This is a genomic window from Roseburia sp. TF10-5 (genome assembly GCF_003462365.1).
Taxonomy (GTDB): Bacteria; Bacillota; Clostridia; order Lachnospirales; family Lachnospiraceae; genus Roseburia; species Roseburia faecis.
Genome location: NZ_QTYW01000007.1, coordinates 136,066 through 158,105, shown reverse-complemented (window position 1 = coordinate 158,105; position 22,040 = coordinate 136,066). Strand labels below are relative to the sequence as shown.

The window sequence follows — 22,040 nt, the reverse complement described above, 5'->3', positions numbered from 1 at the left end:
AGAAAATGAAGAAAAAGAATCGTGCGTTTTATCATTATTTCATTCCGGTCATATATGCTGTCTTTGTATATATCCTGTGGGAACTGACCGGAACATTGGTGGCTTATGTGGTTGGAAAGGTAATGGACAACTGGGAGGAAACTTTATACAGTTCTTATATTTCCATGTTATTCAATGAAGTGTTGACGTTTGTTATTATGTTTGTATTGTTTCGCAAAAAAGCAGATTTCGTAAGAAAAGAAAAAAGAAATGGGTCATGGTTACCGGTATTGGGAATGTTTATTTTTCCGTTAATACAGATTGGGAATGATCTTATGACTCTCGTTCATGGAAAAAAAGTTTTTTCACTGCTTTCCGGTAAAGGGATTTGTTTTTTCCTGATCTGCGGTGTGGCAAGTCTTAGTATTGGACTGCTGGAAGAATATGTGTGGCGGGGAATTCTGTTAAATATGTTTCTTGCTGCATGGGGAAAAAAGAAAAATGGAATTTATTGTGCGGTAGTTGTGTCTTCCCTTGGATTTGGTCTGTGCCATTACCGGAATCTGCTAGTGGGACAGAACTTTGCAGATACGACAAAACAGGTATTGTATGCGATTTGTTTTGGCATGTTTCTGGCAGCACTTTTTATACAGACGAATCATTTATTCATTCCGGTTCTTGTACATGGACTTTGTAATTTTTCTAATTTTTTTATGAATGAAATTCTTGGATGGAATTATACCGTTTGGAAATATGATGATATTTTGCAGGGAGTATTAGCCGTTTTTTATTTGATCGCAGGCCTCTATGTGGTTTACAGGAGCGTGCAGAAAAAGCAGAACATAAGGAGGAAAACAGAAAAATGAGTACCAAAAAAGTAATTGGCGGTTCGGTTGCTGCCATAGTTATTCTCATCATTGCACAACTTGCAGCACAGCTTGCCGCAAGTGCATTGAACCTGATAAAGATTCCGGATGGAATATGTAATATCATTGCAGGAATTTTTTATGTCGGACTGACTTATGTTATTTTAAAGATATATATTGAGAAAGTGATCAGGTTACCTATTTCTGATTTTGGAATGCCCGTATTTCATATTAAAAGAAAATGGATTCTAATTGCTATTCTGTTGCCACTGCTGGTAAAAGGAAGTTATCTTTTGTTCTTTCAGGGTGCGTATGTTTCCTCGCATATGAATGGAAAGCAGATATTTCGTACATTAAGTGCCGGAATTATGTTTACCGGAATCGCGGCTGGATTTGTCGAAGAAATGGTATTTCGGGGCGTTATTTTAAATCTTTTAAGGAAAAAATGGAATCGTAAGGTGGCGGTTATCGTTCCATCGGTGCTGTTTGGCATGGTTCATATTCTGGAAATGGATTTTTCCATCGGAAGCTGTTTGCAGGTTCTTGTTGCAGGCACGATGGCGGGAATTATGTTTTCAATGATTGCAATCGAGAGTGGTTCTGTCTGGAACAGTGGAATCGTGCATGCCATCTGGAATATTGTAATGATCGGTGGGGGACTGGCAATTGGACAAAAAGCGGATCAATTCTCTGTCATGACTTATGTTCTTGATGCAAAATCATTTGCGGTGACGGGCGGAGAATTTGGTATAGAAGCGTCTGTTATTTCGCTGATGGGGTACATCATAGTTACTGGTGTGGCTTTTGGAATGAATCAACACACAGATGCATAGGAAAACAAAAGTTGACAGCACAGTTAGCGTGTGCTAACTTGACATTGACAGGAACGATAAGTGTTGATTATTGATTGGCAAGTCGAGGGAAAAACTATGAAAAAGTTGTTTTTTGTTTCTTGTTGGTGCAGATGATGATTCCTTCTGGGAAGCGGGAAGAGTAGAATATAAATAAAGAATCGCGTGAATAGTCCGATATATGAAATGTAAGGAAACAATGGATGGATGCATTTCACGGAGGAAATATTATGAAAACAGGAGAGGCAAGGGGAATTTACAGTTCTGTTCTGAAATCATATAACGAGCAGAAATTCAAACTGTCGAAGCAGCGGGAAGAGTTAAAGGAGCGGATGGAAAGTACGCCGGATGGAAAAACACGGTATGCGGATGAAGCTGCTACACTGGAACTGAAATATAATGCGGTTGCGGAGAAACAGGACGAGTATCAGAATTATGTAAATCAGCTTGTGGCGCAATGGGAAGGTAAGTTTAACAGTGTTGTGGCAAAGCAGCAGGGCGAGGCCGCAAAAGATTATGGGGAGGAAATGGGAAAGATCATGACCGTGGCAAGACGCTTGATGCATGGAGATCAGGTGCCGATGCAGGATGAGAAGAAACTGATGGAATATGATAAGGATCTCTATATTATGGCGAAAAACGCCGGAATGATGGCGCGGTTGGAAAAACGCAAAAAGTATGATTCGCTCTGGGAAGATGAGGAAAAGAAAGAGCATGAAGACCCGATGGAAGCAGCCGATGCAGAGGAAGCATTTGCAGCCGGACCGGAAGTGGTGTCGGTGGAATCTGTCATGGAGGCAGCGACTGGGGAAACGGAGTCAGAGTCATAGTCATAGGATGGTTTAAAAACTATAGATAAACAAAAAGGATTCATCCGTCTGGATGAATCCTTTTTCGATGCAGGAGATGGGACTTGAACCCACACGATATTGCTACCACAGGCACCTGAAGCCTGCGCGTCTGCCAATTCCGCCACTCCTGCGAACAAATGCTATTCTATAGGAATCTGAGCAATATGTCAATAGATAATTTTAATTTTTTTTATTTTGTTGCAATAAAAGAAAAAATTTAAAAAAATTAAAAATTACCATTGACATATGAGGGAGAGTTTGCTATTATAAACAAGTCGCTAAGACATGCGGAAGTGTCGGAACTGGCAGACGAGCAAGACTAAGGATCTTGTGATCATTGCGATCGTGTGGGTTCAAGTCCCATCTTCCGCACTAAGATGTGAGAAAGCCTTGAGAGATCAAGGCTTTTTTGTTATATAAAATATGGTATAATGAAGCATGCTGATGCACACAACAAAAAGGATAACTATATAAATATGAATATTCAAAAACAGTTTATAAAATATGTTTCCCAGAATATCTGTGGAATGTTGGGGATTTCCTGCTATATTATCGTGGATACATTCTTTATCTCGCAGGCAGCGGGAACGGACGGGATTACCGTATTGAATCTGGTGTTGCCGGTATATAACCTGATTTTTGCCATAGGATCGATGATTGGGGTAGGATCGGCAACCCGGTATACGATATTAAAAGCACAGGAAGATGACAGTGCAAAGAAATATTTTGCAAATGCGATTTTGTGTATCCTCATAATCAGCATTCCATTTGTCCTGTCTGGCATTTTTTCTCCGGATACGGTGATGCATATGATGGGGGCGGATGCCGGGATCACGCAGCTGGGCCGCACATATACGAGGATTTTCTTATTATTTACACCGTTTTTTATGATGAATTATGTGTTTTCTGCGTTTGTACGAAATGACAATGCCCCGACCCTCGCTATGATTGGAACGATGATGGGAAGTTTTTCCAATGTTGTCCTTGACTATGTGTTTATGTTTCCAATGGGGATGGGACTGGCAGGAGCAGCACTTGCCACAGCAGCCTCTCCGATCGTCAGCATATTAATCTGCAGTATTCATTTTTTTCAGAAGAAAAATACGGTACAGTTTGCAAAGACCAGACCATCGGTACGGATGCTTACAGCATCCTGCCAGCTGGGGGTGCCGGCATTTGTGGGAGAATTTTCTTCCGGAGTGACAACAACGCTTTTTAATTACCTGATTTTAGGGCTTGCCGGAAATGTAGGAGTGGCTGCCTATGGCGTGATTGCCAACTTTGCACTCATATTTACCTGTATTTTTAACGGGATTTCCCAGGGAGCCCAGCCACTGGTCAGCCGTTATTATGGAGAAGGGAATGAACGTGCGGTTAAAAAGATTCTGCATCTGGGACTGGCTACGGGTGTTGTTTTCAGTCTTTTGATTATTTCGCTTGTCTGGGGATTTACAGACCCGATGGTAGCCTTGTTTAACGGTGAACATTCGGTAAAGATGGCAGAATATGCATTTACAGGAATGCGGCTTTATGTGATCGGATTTTTGTTTGCCGGTTTCAATATTATCGGAACCGGATATCTGAGTGCATCGGAGCATGCAAAAGAGGCATTTACGGCCTCGGTTTGCAGAGGATTTGTAGCTATCGCGGTGTGTTCCGTGATATTGTCACGTATGTTTGGAATCCGTGGTGTCTGGCTGTCATTTATGGCTGCAGAAGCATTGACGGCAGGAATTACGGCATGGGCACTTCTTAAGGATCACAAAAAGGAGGCTATGGCATGAAGTATGATAAGAAAGAACCTGAAACGATGGATGCAGATCCGATGCGTCTTTTGGTTTCCGCCATACTGGCATTTACGGTGATGCTTTTTATCAATGGGTTTGTCGGAAGTATGGGTGGATTTCCTGCGTTTGTTGCATTTACGCTGGTATTTTTCCGGATACGGACCCGTGCGGGAATGGAAAACGGAGGGATACAGCAGGAATTGTCAGATCGTCAGATCACAGGACGGCTGTTGTGGAAATATGCTGCTGGTTATCTGGTTTTATGGGGAATTTTAAGAATTGCGTTTCTGATCTCCCGGGTCACCGGCTGGGGAAATATCAATGGAGCTTCTGCAGTGGAATATGTACGGCAGATGTGGAACACATCGCTTTTGGAAAAATGGGCATATTTTTTTGCGGGGATGATCATGTTTGCGTTTGTGCTTTCACTGTTTCCGCTTGCTGTAATCCGGGAAAAGGTGCGGTGGATTCGCTATGCACTGGTTGATGGTGCGGTGTTTGCATTGGTATGTCTTGGAATGAACGGCGTCTGTCGTTTGAAATTTGAACAGAAATCATCAGGCAGAGCAACATGTCTGATCGATCATCTGCTGCTTTGCGGCCGGATGCGGACCTGGCAGGAAATCACCTGTCTGTTGGCAATGGTTGTTTTTATTCTTGTCATCGGTGCATTTGTATTTAGCTATGCATCCAGACAGTATGCGGTTAAAAATATAGATGGAATACCGGCATCCGCCGGGGAAGAAGAATCGCGCAGACACCGGATGATCAGAAAGATTGTGACGGTTGGCTGTAGTATTGCGGCTGCTGCAATTGTTGTCGTGATAGTACTTCTGATGCCAAAAGATACCGCAGGGGATTATACGAAGGTTGCGGAATTTCTGACTGAGGATACGCGGATGGGACCGATGGAATATGGAGATGCGGTTTATGTACCGGTAAATGAGAAAGCGGATCTGGAGAAAAACGGAATTGCCCAGGGCTATCTGGCAGAGCGTGGAGAGCGCTGCGACAGTCGGTTTTATCAGCTTGCGATTGCAAATCTTCTGTATACCGATCCGACCGGAAAAACAAATCTCGTACAGACAGCCGGAACCGATGGAGGAACATATGCACCGGTGGCATCGGTGGAAACAGACAAGGCATGGGAAACGGATGATGTGTTTCTTCTCTGGGATGAAGACTGGGCTTTGGAATCGGCATATTCGCATGAGCCGACAGGTTATGTGGCATGTCCGGCGGATCTGATACAGGGGCTTAGGATGCAGTTTCCGGATGTGACCTACCGCACAGCGGATTTTTCGGATTATGATGCCTATTTTACACTTCGGGGATATCAGGAGATGGAGCAGGCACTGGAGGAAGATCCTGTGGATGGAGACTGGGTCGGATGTATTCTGGTGAAAGATAACAAATTTTATTTTGGAAGCTACGAAAATCAGATTACGGGTATCTGTCTGCAACAGCTGCGGAAAGTACTCGGAGGAAATGCAAAATAAAAAAGGAAATCAGGAATTCACGCAGAATATATAATATGTAGAGTTGTTTGAAATATTGTAAGGATTTTGGCGGTTTGTGCCGCAGAAATGAGCAGAATATGACAATTCGGGAAAGAATAGAACAGATAGAAGCAGATACTTTAAGTCCGTACGCCTGTCTGTCCATAAATTCAAAGGGCAGAGACAGGGAGGAACCGCAGTGTGATATTCGTCCGGTCTTTCAGAGGGACCGTGACCGTATCCTGCACAGTAAGTCTTTCCGGAGACTGAAAAGTAAGACGCAGGTTTTTCTCACACCGATGGGAGATCATTACCGGACGCGGCTGACACATACGCTTGAAGTATCGCAGAATGCGAGAACCATTGCGAAGGCGCTCCGGCTGAATGAAGATCTGGTTGAGGCGATAGCACTGGGGCATGATTTGGGGCATACACCGTTTGGACATGCAGGAGAATTTCTGCTGAATCAGGTGTATGAAGGCGGGTTCCGCCACAACGAACAGAGCGTACGTATTGTAGAAAAACTGGAAAAAGACGGAGAAGGACTGAATCTGACCTGGGAGGTCCGGGATGGAATTTTAAACCATCAGACACGGACAATTCCGCACACGCTGGAAGGAAAGATTGTGCGCCTGTCCGATAAGATTGCATATGTCAATTCCGATATTGACGATGCGATCCGTGCAATGATTCTGGATGAGGAAGATATTCCCGTGGAACTGCGTCGTACGCTGGGATTTACCACGAGAGAGCGCCTGGATCACCTGATCCACGATATCATCAGCAACAGCATGGGAAGAAACGATATCATTATGTCGGATGAGACCGCGGAGGCGCTGCGGGATCTGCGCTTGTTCATGTTTGAACATGTATACCGGAATCCGGTCGCAAAAGGCGAGGAAGTAAAAGCTAAGACCATGCTGGAACAGATGTATTATTTTTATATGGACCATATCGAGCAGCTGCCGGCAAAGTTATTAAAAATGCTGGATGAGGGCGAAGACAAAGGGCGCATCGTCTGTGACTATATTTCCGGTATGACAGATAAGTATGCGATTACCAAATTTAAAGAAAATTTTATGCCGCAGGCATGGAAAGTGGATGGATATTGATGACTAGAGAAAGGAGGGGATTTCCACGCCGTATTTTTCAGATGATCTGATTGAGGAGGTACGTTCCCGCAATGACATTGTGGATGTGATCGGCGGGTATGTGCGTCTGCAGAAAAAAGGAAGTACATATTTTGGGTTATGCCCCTTTCATAATGAGAAGACGGGATCATTTTCCGTTTCTCCGAATAAACAGATGTATTACTGCTTTGGATGTGGAGCGGGAGGCAATGTTTTTACATTTCTGATGCAGTATGAGAATTATACTTTTACCGAAGCGATGCAGGTACTTGCCGATCGTGCGGGAATTGAACTTCCCAAGCAGGAGATGACAGGTGCACAGAAACGTGAGGCGGACAAGCGCACGAAGCTGCTGGAGATTAACAAAGAAGCCGCAAAGTATTTTTATAAACTTTTGCGCAGCCCGAGAGGGGAAAAAGCATATGCGTATTTCCGTAAGCGGGAGCTGTCGGATGAAACGATGCGCAAATTTGGCCTGGGCTATTCGGATCAGTACAGCGATGATCTCTATCGCTATTTAAGACATGTGGGATATGACGATGCGCTGCTGAAAGAGTCGGGGCTTGTCTCCATCGATGAGGTGCGCGGAGGCCATGACAAATTCTGGAATCGTGCCATGTTTCCGATCATGGATGTACATAACCGGGTGATCGGATTTGGAGGGCGTGTCATGGGCGAAGGGGAACCGAAGTATCTGAATTCGCCGGAGACAAAGATTTTTGACAAGAGCCGGAATCTGTATGGATTAAATATTGCAAGGACAACCAGAAAACCGCAGCTGCTTTTATGTGAGGGATATATGGATGTCATTGCACTGCACCAGGCAGGCTTTGACAATGCGGTGGCCTCTCTTGGCACATCGCTTACCAGTGGACATGCCAGTCTGCTGAAACGCTACACCAAAGAAGTGTATCTGACATATGACAGTGATGGGGCTGGGGTAAAGGCGGCACTCCGTGCAATTCCGATTTTAAAAGAAGTTGGAATTATCACGAAAGTCATAAACATGCAGCCGTACAAAGATCCGGATGAATTTATCAAAGCACTTGGGGCCGAAGAATATCAGAAGCGGATTGATCAGGCGGAAAACAGTTTTCTGTTTGAAATCCGTATGCTGGAGCAGAATTATGATATGAATGATCCGGAGTCCAAGACGGCATTTTATAATGAGACGGCGCGGCGGCTTTTAGCCTTTCCGGAGGAGCTTGAGCGCAACAATTATATCCAGGCGGTCGCTGATAAGTACAGGATTGGCTTTGAGGATCTGCGGAAGCTTGTGAATAATCTGGCAATGGCAGGGAGCGGGATTACAAAGGCGGCTCCGTTAAAGAGCGGTATCCATGAAAAAAAGAAAGAAGATGGCATGAAACAGTCACAGAAGCTGCTTCTGACCTGGCTGATCGAGGATACGCGGCTTTTTGACAGCATCAAAGGATGGATCACGGAGGAAGATTTCACGGAACCGCTGTATCGCAAAGCGGCACAGGAGCTGTTCACCCAGTATGGGGAGAGCGGACAGGTGAATCCGGCAAAGATTATCAGCCGGTTTCAGGAGGAGGAAGAACAAAAAGAAATTGCGGGGCTTTTTAATGCAAAAATTCATGAAGTAGAGACAAAACAGGACAAAGAAAAAGCATTAAAGGAAACAATTGAGAGAATCAAGGAAAACAGTATTGATGTTCGAAGCCGGCAGTCAGATCCGAATGATCTGACGGTCGTTATGCAGCTGATCAATGAACAGAAGGAATTGGAGAAGCTGAAGAAAACGCATATTTCTATTGATTAGGGACAAAATAGAAAGTAACCTGAGAGGACGAAACGACATGGCAAAGAAAAAAGAAGAGAATGCAGCAGTGGAAACGGAAGAAACAAAGGCAAAGTTCAGAGAAAAACTGAAAAGTCTGCTGGAACTGGGAAAAAAGAAACGGAACATTCTGGAGTATCAGGAGATCAGCGATTTTTTCAGGGATATGAATCTTGACGAAGAAAAGATGGAGAAGGTTCTGGATTTCCTGGAAGCAAATAAAGTAGATGTCCTCAGGATCAGTGACGGGGATGATGAGGATGATGATATCATTCTGGATGACGAAGACGAGGTAGAAGTAGAAAAGATTGATCTTTCGGTTCCGGAGGGCGTAAGTGTCGAGGATCCGGTACGCATGTACTTAAAGGAAATCGGCAAAGTGCCGCTGCTGTCTGCAGACGAAGAAATTGAGCTGGCACAGAAGATGGAGGCCGGAAGTGTGGCAGTTGAAAAAATTCCACTGCTCAAAGAGCGTCTGGCAGAAACCGGTGATGAACAGGAAAAAGAAGAAATACAAGCGGAGATCAAAGCATTGCAACTGGATGTCGACCGTGGATCAGATGCCAAAAAACGTCTGGCGGAGGCAAATCTTCGTCTGGTAGTCAGCATTGCCAAGCGCTATGTGGGCAGGGGCATGCTGTTTTTAGACCTGATTCAGGAAGGAAATTTGGGACTGATCAAGGCGGTAGAAAAATTTGATTACCGCAAAGGATATAAGTTCTCCACTTATGCAACATGGTGGATCCGGCAGGCAATTACCCGTGCAATTGCGGATCAGGCAAGAACCATCCGTATTCCGGTGCACATGGTGGAAACGATCAACAAGCTCATTCGTGTCAGCAGACAGCTGCTGCAGGAACTCGGGCGGGAACCTACGCCGGAAGAAATCGCGGAAGAGATGAAGATGCCGGTGGAACGTGTGCGGGAAATCTTAAAGATTTCACAGGAACCGGTATCTTTGGAAACACCAATCGGAGAAGAGGAAGATTCCCATCTGGGCGATTTTATTAAAGATGATAATGTACCGGTACCGGCAGATGCTGCAACTTTTACGCTGCTTAAGGAACAGCTGGAAGAGGTACTCGGAACACTGACCGAGCGGGAGCAGAAAGTGCTGACGCTTCGCTTTGGTCTGGAGGATGGAAGGGCGAGAACCCTTGAGGAAGTCGGAAAAGAGTTCAATGTAACCAGAGAACGAATCCGTCAGATTGAGGCAAAAGCGCTCCGTAAGCTTCGCCATCCCAGCAGAAGTCGTAAGTTAAAGGATTATTTAGAGTAACATGATGAAATTATCGAGGAGAATGAAAGCAGTGGCTTCCATGGTTACAACCGGCGGTATCCTTGCGGATATCGGAACAGACCATGCGTATGTGCCGATTGCACTGGTACAGAGGCAGAAAATAAAGGGAGCCATTGCAATGGATATTAATGAGGGACCGCTTGCCCGGGCACAGGAACATATCCGGGCAGCCAGGCTGGAGGAATATATACAGACCAGGCTTTCGGACGGGGCAGAGGCACTGCTTCCAAATGAAGCGGATTCCATTCTGATTGCAGGAATGGGTGGAGAACTGATTCTGCATATTCTGACGGAAGGGGAATCCGTCTGCAGTACAGCGAAAGAACTGATTTTGCAGCCGCAGTCTGAAATACATAAGGTCCGGGAATATCTGCGCCAGCATCAGTATAAAATTGAAGATGAAGATATGGTCTGTGAAGAAGGAAAATATTATCCGATGATGCGTGCCGTAAAAACGGAGCAGGATGAAACGTGGAACCGGTTGAACGATCAGACAATAGCAGTCTGTGATATTTACGGACCGCTTCTTCTGAGAAACGGAAATCCGGTACTGCGCCGGTTTCTGGTGCGTCAGCATGGACAGCTGACACAGATTCTGCAGACGCTTGAAGCACAGAAAGAATCGGAACAGATCATACGACGTATTGCAGAAGTGCAGGAAAAATTACAGCAGAATGAATCTGCGTATACGATTTTGGGGGCGATAAAAAGTGCAGGAATTTGAGATCACATTGGAGACTGCGCCGGAGAAAACCGAACTGGTTCTGATTCCGGAGCAGACAAAACTGGAACAGATTGCAAAACAATATCAGAAAAATTACAGTGACAGGATTGTACTGGCATGTGTAGATGGAAAACTGCGGGAACTTTCAAAAGTGGTGAAGGCACCCGGTAAAATTTCGTTTCTGACGATGACGGACAGGGACGGCAAACGCACCTATCGCAGAAGTATGACGCTTTTATTGCAGAAGGCGGTAGAAAATCTGTGGAAGGATCAGGTAAAAATCAGGGTATATTATTCTCTGGGAGAAAGTTATTACTGTGAACTGCATGGAACTGCAAATGATGCAGCAGCCGTGCAGGCACTGCGTGCAGAGATGCAGCGTCTGGTAGAGGCCGATTTACCGATCAAGAAATGCAGTGTAAAAACAGAAGATGCGGAACAGCTGTTTCATGATAAGGGAATGAAGGACAAAGAGCGGCTTTTACATTATCGCAGAAGTTCGCGTGTCAATATTTATGAGCTGGACGGACATCAGGACTATTATTACGGTTATATGGTTCCATCCACGGGATACCTCGGAGTGTTTGATCTGGAGTTATATGAAGACGGCTTTGTTCTTTTGTTCCCAAATAAAAAGGGAGATGAAGTGGAACCGCTTCATACCTCCAATAAACTGTACCACACATTAAAAGAATCACGCAGCTGGAGCCGTATGCTGGACGTTGGAACGATCGGTGCGCTCAATGATGCAATCGCATCCGGCAGGGGCGAACAGATTATTCTGCTTCAGGAAGCATTGATGGAGGAACGGATCGGTTCCCTGGCAGCACAGATTGCAGCAAAAAAAGGAATTAAATTTGTCATGATTGCAGGTCCGTCTTCTTCCGGAAAGACGACATTTTCCAACCGCCTGTCGATTCAGCTTCTGGCAAAGGGAAGAAAACCGCATCCGATCAGTCTGGATGATTATTATGATGACAGGGAGCGGTGTCCGAGGGATGCAGACGGAAATCTTGATTTTGAATGTCTGGAGGCACTGGATGTCAGACAGTTTAATGAAGATATGACCCGGCTTCTGGCAGGGGAGAAAGTAGATATGCCTTCTTTCAATTTCAAGACGGGAAAGAGGGAATACCGTGGCAGGACCCTGCAGCTTAAAGAAAATGATATTCTTGTCATAGAGGGAATTCATGGTCTGAACGATAAGCTGTCGTATACACTTCCCGCAGAAAGTAAATTTAAGATTTATATTTCTGCGCTGACACAGTTGAATATTGATGAACACAATCCGCTGTCCACGACGGACTGCCGTCTGTTACGCCGGATCGTGAGAGATGCCAGAACCCGTGGAACGACGGCACAGGAGACGATTGCGATGTGGAAATCTGTGCGAAGGGGAGAAGAAAAAAATATTTTCCCGTTTCAGGACAGTGCGGATGTCATGTTTAATTCCGCTTTACTGTATGAGGTTGCGGTGCTTAAAGTATATGCGGAACCGCTTCTGTTTCAGATTCCGCGTGACAGTGCAGAATATCTGGAAGCGAAGCGTCTGCTTAAGTTTTTGGACTATTTTCTGCCGCTTCCGACGGAAGGAATTGCACAGAGTTCTCTGGTGCGGGAATTTGTCGGAGGAAGTTGTTTTAATGTATAAAAACACGGTAAACTTTACGGCTTGAACCTTACTGGAAACTGTGTTATAGTGGAAAAGCATCTTAAGATGGAGGACAGGTGATCGCGGCTGCAGGTGTCGAAAGACCGCAGGTGAGGAAAGTCCGGGCTTCACAGGGCAGGATGCCGGTTAACGGCCGGTGGAGGAAACTCTAAGGAAAGTGCAACAGAAATATACCGCTATAAGAGATGCATCACAGATGCACCTCTATAGTAAGGGTGGAATGGCAGTGTAAGAGACTACCGCCTCGCTGGTAACAGAGAGGGCACATGTAAACCCCATTCGAAGCAAGACCGAAACAAAGCGCTGACGTGGCCCGCCAGCTTTAGGTAGGTCGCTTGAGACGGTTGGCAACAATCGTACTAGATAGATGATCACCCAACGACATAACCCGGCTTATCGTCCTTCTTCTTAAGATGTTTTCCGTAAATATCAGCAGTATTCTTTGGAAATTTTCATTTTTCACGTCTATACCATTATAAATTTCCCGGATTTCTAAACACTTTATGAAAAGTGTATGAAAAGAAAATACGTTGCTTGACGATATGATTTCCCATGATATATAACTAATATAAGACACGAAAAATATCGACGAAACACAGAAAAGAGGAATTGTATGAGAGACAAATTGTATCGTTTTATGCAGGGAAGAAATGGCATGGATGAACTGGCACGGATGCAGTCCTGGCTTGTTCTGATTCTTTTGCTTGTCGGTATGTTTACACGCATCGGCCTGTTTTCCTTTGTAGCGCTGATTTTAATGATTTATATGTATTTCCGGGTATTTTCAAGAAATACATCCAAACGTTATGAAGAAAACCAGAAGTATTTGAATTTCCGTTATAACCGCACCGTATCGTGGAACCGGTTTAAAAAACGCATGGGACAGGCAAGGGATTACCGCTTTTTCAAGTGCCCGATGTGTAAACAGGAAGTCCGTGTGCCGAGGGGACATGGAAAGATAGAGATTACCTGCCCGAAATGCAGGGAAAAATTTATTCGCAGAACCTAAATCGGAGGCAGTATGTTCGGATATATTAATGTAAACGGCGCACAGCTGTCGGAAGAAAATAAAAAAATATATCAGTCGTATTATTGTGGGCTTTGCCGGAAATTAAAAGAGTTCTGTGGAAAAAAAGGACAGGCACTTTTGAATTATGATATGACATTTCTGGTCGTTCTGCTGACCGGTCTGTATGAGCCGGACACGCAGACTGGTGAATTTACCTGTATGATGCATCCGATGAAAAAACGACAGCTGCGGGAAAACGATATTCAGAGTTATGCGGCACAGATGAACGTTCTTCTGGCATATTACAATCTGGTGGATGACTGGAAAGATGACCATAATTACACGAAGAAAACCATTGCCTCAATGTTTGAGAAAGATTATCAGCGGATCAAAATAAATTATCCGCGGCAGACCAATGCCATTGAGCAGTATATGGAGAAACTGGCAGCTTATGAGGCGGAAAAACAGACGAATATTGATCTTGTGGCAGGGCTGACAGGCGAGATGCTCGGAGAAATATTTGCATGGAAGCAGGACGAGTGGTATGATGAATTGAAAACACTTGGATTTTATCTGGGCAAATTTATCTACCTGATGGATGCCTACGAGGACCGGGATAAAGATGAAAAAAAAGACAGTTACAACCCGCTCCGGTATCTGGATACAGAAGATGAGCAGGAGTATGAGACGTTGTGCCGTCTGATGATGACCAGCATGATTTCGGAATGCGCGAAGTCTTTTGAACGCCTGCCGATTCTGCTTCACGCGGATATTCTGCGGAATATTCTGTATTCCGGTGTATGGTCCAAGTATGAATACATTCAGTTGAAGAAAAAGAGGAAGAAATCATGACAGATCCATATCAGGTGCTCGGCGTCAGCCGTAGCGCTTCGGATGAAGAGATAAAGAAAGCATACCGTACATTGAGCCGGAAGTATCATCCGGATGCAAATGTCAACAACCCGAACAAAGATCAGGCGGAAGAACGTTTCAAACAGGTGCAGCAGGCCTATGATCTGATTATGAAGGAAAAACAGCAGGGAACTTCCGGAAGCTACAGTTATGGTGCAGGTTCTGCAGATGGCAGATCGGCAGGCACAGGAAGCTATGGACAGGGGCCGTTTGGAGGGTTCAGCGGACAGTATTATTATGGAAATGGAACCTACCGTTCCCAGAGTCGTGCGACTTCTCCAAAATTACAGGCGGCACTTAATTATATTCAGAATCAGTGTTATCCGGAAGCACTCAATGTGTTAAGTTCGATTCCATTTTCCGAGCGTGCCGGACAGTGGTACTATTACAGTGCGGTGGCAAATGAAGGCGTGGGAAACAGTGCAACGGCGATTGAGCATATCCGCCGTGCGGTGGAACTTGAGCCGAGCAATATGGAGTACCGGCAGTTCCAGCAGCATCTTGAATATGGCGGAACCTGGTATACCAATATGGGGAGCGAGTATGAGCGTCCTTATGGAAATTACAGCAATTTCTGCATGAGTCTGCTGTGTGCGCAGGCATTGTGTTTCTGCTGTCGCCCATGTTAATTTTATATAGCTGCTATATTAGCCTTGAAAATAGCCGCAGTTTATTATATGATAGTAAAAATGCGTTAAGCTGAAGGAGGATAAAAATGCGGCATTTAATGAGTCCTTTAGACTTCTCCGTAGAGGAACTGGATCAGTTGTTGGATCTGGCGAGCGACATTGAGAAGCATCCAAAGAAATATGCACATGCCTGTGATGGCAAAAAACTGGCAACCTGTTTTTATGAACCGAGCACAAGAACACGATTAAGTTTCGAAGCTGCCATGTTAAACCTCGGTGGTTCTGTTTTAGGTTTCGCGAGTGCTGATTCTTCATCGGCATCCAAAGGCGAGAGCATTTCTGATACGATTCGAGTTATTTCCTGTTATGCAGATATCTGTGCAATGCGGCATCCGAAAGAAGGCGCGGCACTCGTTGCATCCCAGAAGTCCCGTATCCCTGTAATCAATGCAGGCGACGGTGGACATCAGCATCCAACCCAGACATTAACTGATCTTATGACCATTCGTTCCCTGAAAGGAAGACTGGGGAATATTACAATTGGTCTGTGCGGGGATCTGAAATTCGGACGAACCGTTCATTCCCTGATCAATGCACTGATCCGTTATGAAAACGTGAAATTTATCCTGATTTCCCCGGAAGAGTTAAAGATTCCGGATTACATCCGGGAGGATGTACTTCAGGCAAACCATGTGGAGTTTGAGGAAGTGGAGCGTTTAGAAGATGCCATGAGCCAGCTGGATGTTCTTTATATGACAAGAGTACAGAGAGAACGTTTCTTCAACGAAGAAGATTATATCCGTCTGAAAGATTTCTACATTCTGACCAAAGAAAAGATGGAACTTGCGAAGGATGACATGATCGTGCTGCATCCACTGCCTCGTGTCAATGAAATTTCCGTTGAAGTGGATGATGATCCGCGTGCGGCTTATTTTACACAGGTACAGAATGGTGTATACGTCCGTATGGCACTGATCCTGACATTACTGGGAATCGAGGTGGAGTAAAAGATGCTGAATATTAGTGGAATTCACGAGGGCTTTGTACTGGATCATATCCAGGCGGGAATGAGTCTTCAGATTTATCATGATCTGAAGTTGGACAAGCTGGATTGTTCCGTTGCCATTATCAAGAATGCAAAAAGTAATAAAATGGGCAAGAAAGATATTATCAAAGTGGAATGTCCGATTGAAGCGCTGGATCTGGATATTCTCGGTTTTATCGATCATAATATTACGGTAAACGTGATTAAGGGTGACCGGATCGTAGAGAAAAAGGAACTGAAGCTTCCGAAGCAGGTCAAAAATGTCATCAAATGCAAAAATCCGCGTTGCGTGACATCGATCGAGCAGGAACTGGATCAGATCTTTATTCTGGCAGATGAGGAAAAAGAAGTGTACCGCTGCAAGTATTGCGAGGAAAAATATACCAATCCGAACCGGCGTCAGATAAAAGTAATGTAAGACAAAGGGGCACATCACGAGAGGATGTGCTTCTTTTTTTGGGAAAGAATATATTCAAAGATCAGCCCGGCGGTGAACCATACAGGAAAATAATCGAGGCGGACAAGACCAGAAATATTGTAGGGAGTTTTGCTGTAATCCCAGGGACAAAGGGAGAAAAGCCGCAGAATACTGCCGCTGATAAATTCAACGAGCATGATGCCGGCACCGTAAAAACAGCCGCGCAGAAGCACAGGCCAGTGGCGCAGGCGCACGGAAAGAGGTCCGATGACTGCTGCAAGTCCGTAGATCGGAAACATCCAGATGGATGTGTGTCCGTTTAAAAGCAGATCTCCCCGCAGCAGTCCGCCCAGCGAGGTGAACAGGATTTCCATGCACCATCCGGTCAGACCACAGATAAAAAATGTTTTCCAGTTCATGAAAAGACCTCCCGCAAAAAATACTATGCATGTAGGATATGCGATTATCCGGCAGATATACTTGAAAAAAATGCAAAACAATTATAAGATAAGGGTATTATGGCTTATTTTCCAATGTTTATAGATATCGAAAAAAAGAAATGTCTGGTGGCAGGCGGAGGAACTGTGGCATTGCGCAAAGTCCGGGTGCTTCTGGATTTCGGGGCGCAGATTACGGTGGTGGCACCACAGATTGACCCGCAGATTCTGCAGCTTACAGGAAATGTATGTGTAAAGGAACGTACCTTTGAACCGGAGGATCTGAAGGAATGTGTTCTGGTTGTGGCAGCTACTGATGATGTCAGAGAAAATCACAGGATTGCCCGGATGGCACAAAAGAAGCATATTCCGGTCAATGCCGTGGATCAGCAGGAGGACTGCAGTTTTATTTTTCCGTCCTATCTGAAACACCGGGATCTGGTGGGGGCTTTTTCCAGTGCGGGAAACAGTCCGGTGCTCACACAGTATTTAAAAGAATCTCTGAAAGAAATTCTGACGGAAGAACTGGGACAGATTAACGATTATATGGGAAGTATCCGTCCAGTGGTAAAAACGCGTATAGAAACAGAAAAACTGCGCAGACAGGTATATCAGACCATTCTTGCCAGGCTGCTTGCAGAGAAAAAAACTTCACTGTTACCGGAAGAACTGGAACAGATTCTTATACAGGAAAAGCGTACGAAAGAGTAAAAGAAAAGAGGAACAAGGGAATGGATCGAACAAGAAGATTAAGACAGACTGCTGTTATGCGAAGTATGGTCAGGGAAAATCACGTGAGGACAGAGGAACTGATCTACCCGCTTTTTGTTATGGAAGGGGAAAATATCGTACAGCCGGTGGAATCCATGCCTGGCATCTGCCAGTATTCCGTTGACCGCATGAACGAAGAGTTAGACCGTGTGAAAGCATTGCAGATTCCGGCAATTCTGATTTTTGGAATTCCGGAACATAAGGATGAAGTGGGGAGCGGGGCTTATGATGAGCACGGCATTGTACAGACCGCGATCCGCCGGATCAAAAAGGATTACCCGGATCTGCTTGTGATAGCAGATGTATGTCTCTGTGAGTATACTTCGCATGGACATTGTGGCCTGATCAGAGATGGAATTATTTTAAATGATGAGACACTGCCGCTTCTGGCACAGACGGCGGTCAGTTATGCGCGTGCGGGGGCAGATATCATTGCGCCGAGCGATATGATGGACAAGCGTGTAGGGGCGATCCGTCAGGCACTTGATGCGGCCGGATTTACCTATACACCGATTATGGCATATTCCGCAAAATTTGCATCCGGATATTACGGACCGTTTCGTGATGCGGCACATTCTGCGCCGGGATTCGGGGACCGGAAAACTTATCAGATGGACCCTGCAAACGGGCGTGAAGCCATGCGGGAAGTGGAAGAGGATATTGCAGAGGGAGCAGATCTGATTATCGCCAAACCGGCAATGGCATATATGGATATCATTACGGAGATCCGCAGAAATTATAATATTTCGATCGTTGCCTATAACGTGAGCGGGGAATATTCCATGGTAAAAGCAGCGGCGGCAAACGGATGGATCGATGAGAAAAAGATCGTGATGGAAAATCTGATCGGGATGAAACGTGCAGGAGCAGACATGATCATTACCTATCATGCACTGGACGTGGCAGAATGGATACAGAAAGGGGAAGTATAACATGACAGACCAGACATCAGAATTACTTTATATGAGAGCAAAACTCCGGCTTCCGGGAGGCGTGAACAGCCCGGTACGTGCGTACCAGGCTGTAGGGCGTACGCCGCGTTTTATTCAGAGTGCAAAAGGTTCCCATATTACCGATGTGGATGGAAATGAAATGATCGACTATGTATGTTCCTGGGGACCCGGGATTCTGGGGCATGCCGATTCACGTGTCATCGAAAAGGTAAAGGCTGCATGTGAGGAAGGTCTTACGTTTGGCGCCCCGACAGAGCGGGAAGTGGAGATGGCAGAACTTCTGGCACAGCTGGTGCCATCCATGGAAGTCAGCCGTCTGGTAAGCTCCGGAACAGAGGCAACGATGAGTGCCATCCGTGTTGCGCGGGGATATACGAAGCGTGACAAGATCATCAAATTCCGTGGATGTTATCACGGTCATTCGGACGGACTTCTGGTAAAAGCAGGATCTGCGGCATTGACAACATCTGTTCCGGACAGTGCGGGTGTTCCGGCAGATTTTACCAGACATACACTGGTTGCAGAATACAATTCCCCGGACAGCGTCAAGGCACTGTTTGAGGCTTATCCGGATGAGATCGCAGCAATCATCGTGGAACCGGTGGCTGCAAATATGGGCGTTGTTCCGCCGGCAGACGGATTCCTGGAGTTTTTGCGTGAGATCACAAAACATTACGGGGCACTTTTCATCTTTGACGAGGTCATCACCGGCTTTCGTCTGGCACTGGGCGGAGCACAGGAGTATTTTCATATTACGCCGGATTTGTCCACGTTTGGAAAGATTATCGGTGGAGGTATGCCGGTCGGCGCGTATGGTGGAAGAGAGGATATCATGCGTATGGTTTCCCCGGACGGTCCGGTTTATCAGGCAGGAACACTTTCCGGCAATCCGATTGCTACGGCTGCAGGGCTTGCCACACTTCGTATTCTGGAGGCAGATACGGATATTTATATGCGGCTGCAGGAAAATACAGCGATGCTGGCGGATGCGGTGCGCCATGCCGCAGGAAACCGTGTGCATGTCAATCAGATCGGCTCTCTGATGAGTATTTTCTTCACCGGCGAAGATGTGACAGATTACGATTCTGCGACAACCGCGGATACCAAAGCATATGCCGATTATTTTGGGTTTATGCTTGATCATGGAATTTATGTGGCACCGTCACAGTTTGAATCCATGTTTGTGTCCGATGCGCATACCGATGCAGATATACAAAAGACCATCCATGTGATGCAGGAGTACTTTGCAGAATGAAATTTGGATATATAGGAATTGATTATAAACATGCAGATCAGGACATCCGTGACAGGGTGTCCTTTACCGATAATCAGAAAATTGATTTTCTGCAGAAAGCCGGGAAAGCAGGAATTGAACAATGTTTTGTGCTTTCGACCTGCAATCGTAGCGAAGTCTATTTTTTTGCACAGGAAGAGATTGCACAGCCGCTTGGCGTGATTCGCACCTTGTATGAAGAGATGTTTCCGGGAGTAGATTTTTCGGAATATCTCAGACAACGGGAGGAAATGGATGCCATTTCCTATCTGTTCCGGGTGACTGCGGGACTGGAGTCCATGGTGCTGGGAGAGGACCAGATTTTAGGACAGGTCAGGGATGCATTTGAATTATCACGGACGGTTGGAAGTACTGGGAAAGAGTTAAACCGTGTGGTACAGGATGCGGTCACCTGTGCAAAAAAGATAAAGACAAAGTTAAGAATCAGTGAACGGCCGCTTTCGGTCAGCTATGTGGGAATCCGCCAGCTGCAGGAAACGTTTGGAATTGCAGGGAAAAAAGCACTGGTTGTGGGAAGCGGACATACGGCAACGCTGGCTCTGCGTTATATGTATGAATACGGGGCCTCTCATGTAACAGTCTGCAGCCGGACATTTTCACATGCCGGAAATCTCCTGCATGAGTTTCCCACACTTACCATCATTCCGTTTGAAAAGCGGTATGAAGCAATGAAGGAGTGTGAGCTGGTAGTTTCCGCTACAGCCTCCCCGCATCATATTATCCGGGAAAAAGACATACAGTTGTTACATCCGACTGCAATTTTGGATCTGGCATCTCCGCGGGATGTGGAGACGGCGATTGGACGAAATCCCCAGGCACTTCTGATTAATCTTGACAGTTTAAATGAAATTGTAGAGACGAACCGGAAGCAGCGGGAAGAACTGGTGCAAAAAGGTCAGCGTATGATAGAGGAAGCCATTGGGGAAACCAGGGAATGGCTGGCAACGACCGGTGTCGATGAGACGATCGCTTCGTTGCAGCAGCGCTGTACGGAAATTGTAGAGGACAGTTATGCATATCTAAACCGCAAACTGGATCTGAGTACGAGGGATCAGAAAATTGTAAAAAAGATTTTAAAGGCATCATTAAAGCGTCTGATCCGGGAGCCGATCCTGGAGCTTAAACAGACGGAATCCAAAGAGCAGCAGGAACAGTATAAAAAGGTATTGCAGGATTTATTTCAGTTTGATACCGAAATCCGGGAGTAGGGAGAAAAAGAATGAATGTGATCATTGGAACGAGAGGATCAAAACTGGCATTGGCGCAGGCAGAGTATGTAAAAAACCGCCTGCAGAAACATTATCCACAAAACAGTTACGAACTGAAAATTATATCCACAAAAGGCGACCGGGAACAGAAAAAAGCGTTAGACCAGATTGGGGATAAAGGACTTTTTGTGCGGGAAATTGAACAGGAACTGCTGGATGGAACGATCAGCCTTGCAGTACACAGTATGAAAGATATGCCGGCCGAACAGCCGTCCGGACTTGTGTTTGCACATGCATGGAAACGGGAAGATCCGAGGGATGTATTGATTTTGCGGGAAGCCGTTTCACTGGAGGAACTTCCACAGCATGCTGTGATCGGCACCGGAAGCCGAAGAAGGGCATTTCAGCTTCTGCAGCTTCGAAAGGATCTGCGCATTACGGGAATACGCGGAAATGTCGATACCAGAATAAAAAAGATGCAGGAAGAACAACTGGACGGAATTGTACTCGCGGCGGCGGGACTGCACCGGCTGGGGAGAACTTCTTTGATCACGCAGTATTTTGAGCCGGAACAGATGATACCGGCAGCGGCACAGGGGACGCTGGCACTGGAATTGCGGGAAGACCACAAAGAATTGTTCGAGCAGGTGAATGCACTTTCAGATATCGTGACGGAGAAGATTACATGTGCCGAGCGGCTGTTTTTAAAGGGAACCGGGGGGGACTGCCATATGCCGATTGGGGCATATGCCTGTAAACTGCCCGATGGAAGGATACAATTGCTTGGAATGGTCGGAAATGCGGACGGAAGCAGTATAAAGAAATGTAAGGTTTTCGGAGAGACACCGCAGGAAGCGGCACAGCGTGCATTGCGGGAAACCGGGTGTACCCGATAGGGGTT

21 protein-coding genes, 2 tRNA genes and 1 other RNA gene are annotated in these 22,040 nt (G+C 45.7%); 22 read left to right on the top strand and 2 right to left on the bottom strand.

What is annotated here, in order from left to right; genetic code table 11:
- Positions 1 to 5 precede the first annotated feature (5 nt).
- From DXD06_RS09180 to DXD06_RS09170, 3 genes are all read left to right on the top strand, one after another.
- A complete protein-coding gene (locus DXD06_RS09180) occupies positions 6 to 845 on the top strand; it encodes a CPBP family intramembrane glutamic endopeptidase (protein WP_117831424.1) in 840 nt (279 codons plus the stop codon).
- A complete protein-coding gene (locus tag DXD06_RS09175) occupies positions 842 to 1,678 on the top strand; it encodes a CPBP family intramembrane glutamic endopeptidase (RefSeq protein WP_117831423.1) in 837 nt (278 codons plus the stop codon). The genes DXD06_RS09180 and DXD06_RS09175 overlap by 4 nt, the downstream gene beginning before the upstream one ends.
- A 248-nt stretch (positions 1,679 to 1,926) precedes the next feature.
- A complete protein-coding gene (locus DXD06_RS09170; RefSeq protein ID WP_147343618.1) occupies positions 1,927 to 2,526 on the top strand; it encodes a hypothetical protein in 600 nt (199 codons plus the stop codon).
- 68 nt (positions 2,527 to 2,594) lie between these two features.
- Here DXD06_RS09170 and DXD06_RS09165 read toward each other — a convergent pair.
- Positions 2,595 to 2,678: transfer RNA gene (locus tag DXD06_RS09165), tRNA-Leu, on the bottom strand.
- A 156-nt stretch (positions 2,679 to 2,834) separates the two neighbouring features.
- On the opposite strand from DXD06_RS09165, the gene DXD06_RS09160 reads away from it, so the two are divergent.
- From DXD06_RS09160 to DXD06_RS09095, 14 genes are all read left to right on the top strand, one after another.
- Positions 2,835 to 2,919 (top strand) — tRNA-Leu (locus DXD06_RS09160).
- A gap of 104 nt (positions 2,920 to 3,023) precedes the next feature.
- The gene (locus DXD06_RS09155) at positions 3,024 to 4,331 is read left to right on the top strand and encodes an MATE family efflux transporter (protein WP_117831440.1); all 1,308 of its coding nucleotides are present in this window, start codon (positions 3,024 to 3,026) and stop codon (positions 4,329 to 4,331) included.
- Positions 4,328 to 5,833, top strand: a complete 1,506-nt coding sequence (locus DXD06_RS09150) for a hypothetical protein (RefSeq protein WP_117831421.1) — start codon at positions 4,328 to 4,330, stop codon at positions 5,831 to 5,833. The genes DXD06_RS09155 and DXD06_RS09150 overlap by 4 nt, the downstream gene beginning before the upstream one ends.
- A 98-nt stretch (positions 5,834 to 5,931) precedes the next feature.
- A complete protein-coding gene (locus DXD06_RS09145; RefSeq protein ID WP_117831439.1) occupies positions 5,932 to 6,945 on the top strand; it encodes a deoxyguanosinetriphosphate triphosphohydrolase in 1,014 nt (337 codons plus the stop codon).
- Positions 6,946 to 6,964: 19 nt separating this feature from the next.
- Positions 6,965 to 8,749, top strand: a complete 1,785-nt coding sequence (gene dnaG / locus DXD06_RS09140; RefSeq protein ID WP_055068655.1) for a DNA primase — start codon at positions 6,965 to 6,967, stop codon at positions 8,747 to 8,749.
- Between the two features lie 37 nt (positions 8,750 to 8,786).
- Positions 8,787 to 10,046 (top strand): RNA polymerase sigma factor RpoD, encoded by a 1,260-nt coding sequence (rpoD, locus tag DXD06_RS09135; RefSeq protein WP_022045787.1) that lies wholly within the window; start codon positions 8,787 to 8,789, stop codon positions 10,044 to 10,046.
- A gap of 22 nt (positions 10,047 to 10,068) precedes the next feature.
- Positions 10,069 to 10,791 (top strand): tRNA (adenine(22)-N(1))-methyltransferase, encoded by a 723-nt coding sequence (locus DXD06_RS09130; RefSeq protein WP_055068654.1) that lies wholly within the window; start codon positions 10,069 to 10,071, stop codon positions 10,789 to 10,791.
- Positions 10,778 to 12,442 (top strand): nucleoside kinase, encoded by a 1,665-nt coding sequence (locus tag DXD06_RS09125; RefSeq protein ID WP_082413927.1) that lies wholly within the window; start codon positions 10,778 to 10,780, stop codon positions 12,440 to 12,442. The genes DXD06_RS09130 and DXD06_RS09125 overlap by 14 nt, the downstream gene beginning before the upstream one ends.
- A 65-nt stretch (positions 12,443 to 12,507) precedes the next feature.
- Positions 12,508 to 12,875, top strand: an RNA gene (gene rnpB / locus DXD06_RS09120) — RNase P RNA component class A.
- Between the two features lie 201 nt (positions 12,876 to 13,076).
- Complete coding sequence (locus DXD06_RS09115; protein WP_022045784.1) at positions 13,077 to 13,472, top strand: hypothetical protein; 396 nt, start codon at positions 13,077 to 13,079, stop codon at positions 13,470 to 13,472.
- Between the two features lie 12 nt (positions 13,473 to 13,484).
- Complete coding sequence (locus DXD06_RS09110; RefSeq protein WP_117831420.1) at positions 13,485 to 14,324, top strand: DUF5685 family protein; 840 nt, start codon at positions 13,485 to 13,487, stop codon at positions 14,322 to 14,324.
- A complete protein-coding gene (locus DXD06_RS09105; RefSeq protein WP_022045782.1) occupies positions 14,321 to 15,013 on the top strand; it encodes a DnaJ domain-containing protein in 693 nt (230 codons plus the stop codon). Before DXD06_RS09110 ends, DXD06_RS09105 begins: the two co-directional genes overlap by 4 nt.
- Before the next feature lie 86 nt (positions 15,014 to 15,099).
- The gene (pyrB, locus tag DXD06_RS09100) at positions 15,100 to 16,020 is read left to right on the top strand and encodes an aspartate carbamoyltransferase (RefSeq protein WP_055068652.1); all 921 of its coding nucleotides are present in this window, start codon (positions 15,100 to 15,102) and stop codon (positions 16,018 to 16,020) included.
- 3 nt (positions 16,021 to 16,023) lie between these two features.
- Complete coding sequence (locus tag DXD06_RS09095) at positions 16,024 to 16,476, top strand: aspartate carbamoyltransferase regulatory subunit (protein ID WP_022045780.1); 453 nt, start codon at positions 16,024 to 16,026, stop codon at positions 16,474 to 16,476.
- A 14-nt stretch (positions 16,477 to 16,490) separates the two neighbouring features.
- Here DXD06_RS09095 and DXD06_RS09090 read toward each other — a convergent pair whose 3' ends face one another.
- Entirely contained in the window at positions 16,491 to 16,895 is a 405-nt protein-coding gene (locus DXD06_RS09090) for a putative ABC transporter permease (protein WP_117831419.1), read from the bottom strand.
- Positions 16,896 to 16,994: 99 nt separating this feature from the next.
- Between DXD06_RS09090 and DXD06_RS09085 the strand changes: the two genes are divergently transcribed.
- Genes DXD06_RS09085 through hemC form a run of 5 tightly spaced genes read left to right on the top strand, consistent with a single transcriptional unit; the run spans position 16,995 to position 22,035 of the window.
- Positions 16,995 to 17,624 carry a precorrin-2 dehydrogenase/sirohydrochlorin ferrochelatase family protein gene (locus DXD06_RS09085; protein WP_117831418.1) on the top strand — a complete coding sequence of 210 codons (630 nt, stop codon included), beginning with the start codon at positions 16,995 to 16,997 and terminating at the stop codon, positions 17,622 to 17,624.
- A 20-nt stretch (positions 17,625 to 17,644) separates the two neighbouring features.
- Entirely contained in the window at positions 17,645 to 18,616 is a 972-nt protein-coding gene (gene hemB / locus DXD06_RS09080) for a porphobilinogen synthase (protein WP_117831417.1), read from the top strand.
- A gap of 1 nt (position 18,617) precedes the next feature.
- Positions 18,618 to 19,892 carry a glutamate-1-semialdehyde 2,1-aminomutase gene (gene hemL / locus DXD06_RS09075; RefSeq protein ID WP_055068649.1) on the top strand — a complete coding sequence of 425 codons (1,275 nt, stop codon included), beginning with the start codon at positions 18,618 to 18,620 and terminating at the stop codon, positions 19,890 to 19,892.
- On the top strand, positions 19,889 to 21,139 hold the full coding sequence (gene hemA, locus DXD06_RS09070; RefSeq protein ID WP_117831416.1) for a glutamyl-tRNA reductase: 1,251 nt from the start codon (positions 19,889 to 19,891) through the stop codon (positions 21,137 to 21,139). Before hemL ends, hemA begins: the two co-directional genes overlap by 4 nt.
- Before the next feature lie 11 nt (positions 21,140 to 21,150).
- Entirely contained in the window at positions 21,151 to 22,035 is an 885-nt protein-coding gene (hemC, locus tag DXD06_RS09065; protein ID WP_117831415.1) for a hydroxymethylbilane synthase, read from the top strand.
- Positions 22,036 to 22,040 lie beyond the last annotated feature (5 nt).

Excerpts from the sequence above, each read along its gene's own strand:
- DXD06_RS09180 (WP_117831424.1), top strand. The coding sequence starts at position 6 with ATGAAGAAAAAGAATCGTGCGTTTTATCATTATTTCATTCCGGTCATA.
- DXD06_RS09175 (WP_117831423.1), top strand. The coding sequence starts at position 842 with ATGAGTACCAAAAAAGTAATTGGCGGTTCGGTTGCTGCCATAGTTATT.
- DXD06_RS09170 (WP_147343618.1), top strand. The coding sequence starts at position 1,927 with ATGAAAACAGGAGAGGCAAGGGGAATTTACAGTTCTGTTCTGAAATCA.
- DXD06_RS09155 (WP_117831440.1), top strand. The coding sequence starts at position 3,024 with ATGAATATTCAAAAACAGTTTATAAAATATGTTTCCCAGAATATCTGT.
- DXD06_RS09150 (WP_117831421.1), top strand. The coding sequence starts at position 4,328 with ATGAAGTATGATAAGAAAGAACCTGAAACGATGGATGCAGATCCGATG.
- DXD06_RS09145 (WP_117831439.1), top strand. The coding sequence starts at position 5,932 with ATGACAATTCGGGAAAGAATAGAACAGATAGAAGCAGATACTTTAAGT.
- rpoD (WP_022045787.1), top strand. The coding sequence starts at position 8,787 with ATGGCAAAGAAAAAAGAAGAGAATGCAGCAGTGGAAACGGAAGAAACA.
- DXD06_RS09130 (WP_055068654.1), top strand. The coding sequence starts at position 10,069 with ATGAAAGCAGTGGCTTCCATGGTTACAACCGGCGGTATCCTTGCGGAT.
- DXD06_RS09115 (WP_022045784.1), top strand. The coding sequence starts at position 13,077 with ATGAGAGACAAATTGTATCGTTTTATGCAGGGAAGAAATGGCATGGAT.
- DXD06_RS09110 (WP_117831420.1), top strand. The coding sequence starts at position 13,485 with ATGTTCGGATATATTAATGTAAACGGCGCACAGCTGTCGGAAGAAAAT.
- DXD06_RS09105 (WP_022045782.1), top strand. The coding sequence starts at position 14,321 with ATGACAGATCCATATCAGGTGCTCGGCGTCAGCCGTAGCGCTTCGGAT.
- pyrB (WP_055068652.1), top strand. The coding sequence starts at position 15,100 with ATGCGGCATTTAATGAGTCCTTTAGACTTCTCCGTAGAGGAACTGGAT.
- DXD06_RS09095 (WP_022045780.1), top strand. The coding sequence starts at position 16,024 with ATGCTGAATATTAGTGGAATTCACGAGGGCTTTGTACTGGATCATATC.
- DXD06_RS09090 (WP_117831419.1), bottom strand. The coding sequence starts at position 16,895 with ATGAACTGGAAAACATTTTTTATCTGTGGTCTGACCGGATGGTGCATG.
- DXD06_RS09085 (WP_117831418.1), top strand. The coding sequence starts at position 16,995 with ATGGCTTATTTTCCAATGTTTATAGATATCGAAAAAAAGAAATGTCTG.
- hemB (WP_117831417.1), top strand. The coding sequence starts at position 17,645 with ATGGATCGAACAAGAAGATTAAGACAGACTGCTGTTATGCGAAGTATG.
- hemL (WP_055068649.1), top strand. The coding sequence starts at position 18,618 with ATGACAGACCAGACATCAGAATTACTTTATATGAGAGCAAAACTCCGG.
- hemA (WP_117831416.1), top strand. The coding sequence starts at position 19,889 with ATGAAATTTGGATATATAGGAATTGATTATAAACATGCAGATCAGGAC.
- hemC (WP_117831415.1), top strand. The coding sequence starts at position 21,151 with ATGAATGTGATCATTGGAACGAGAGGATCAAAACTGGCATTGGCGCAG.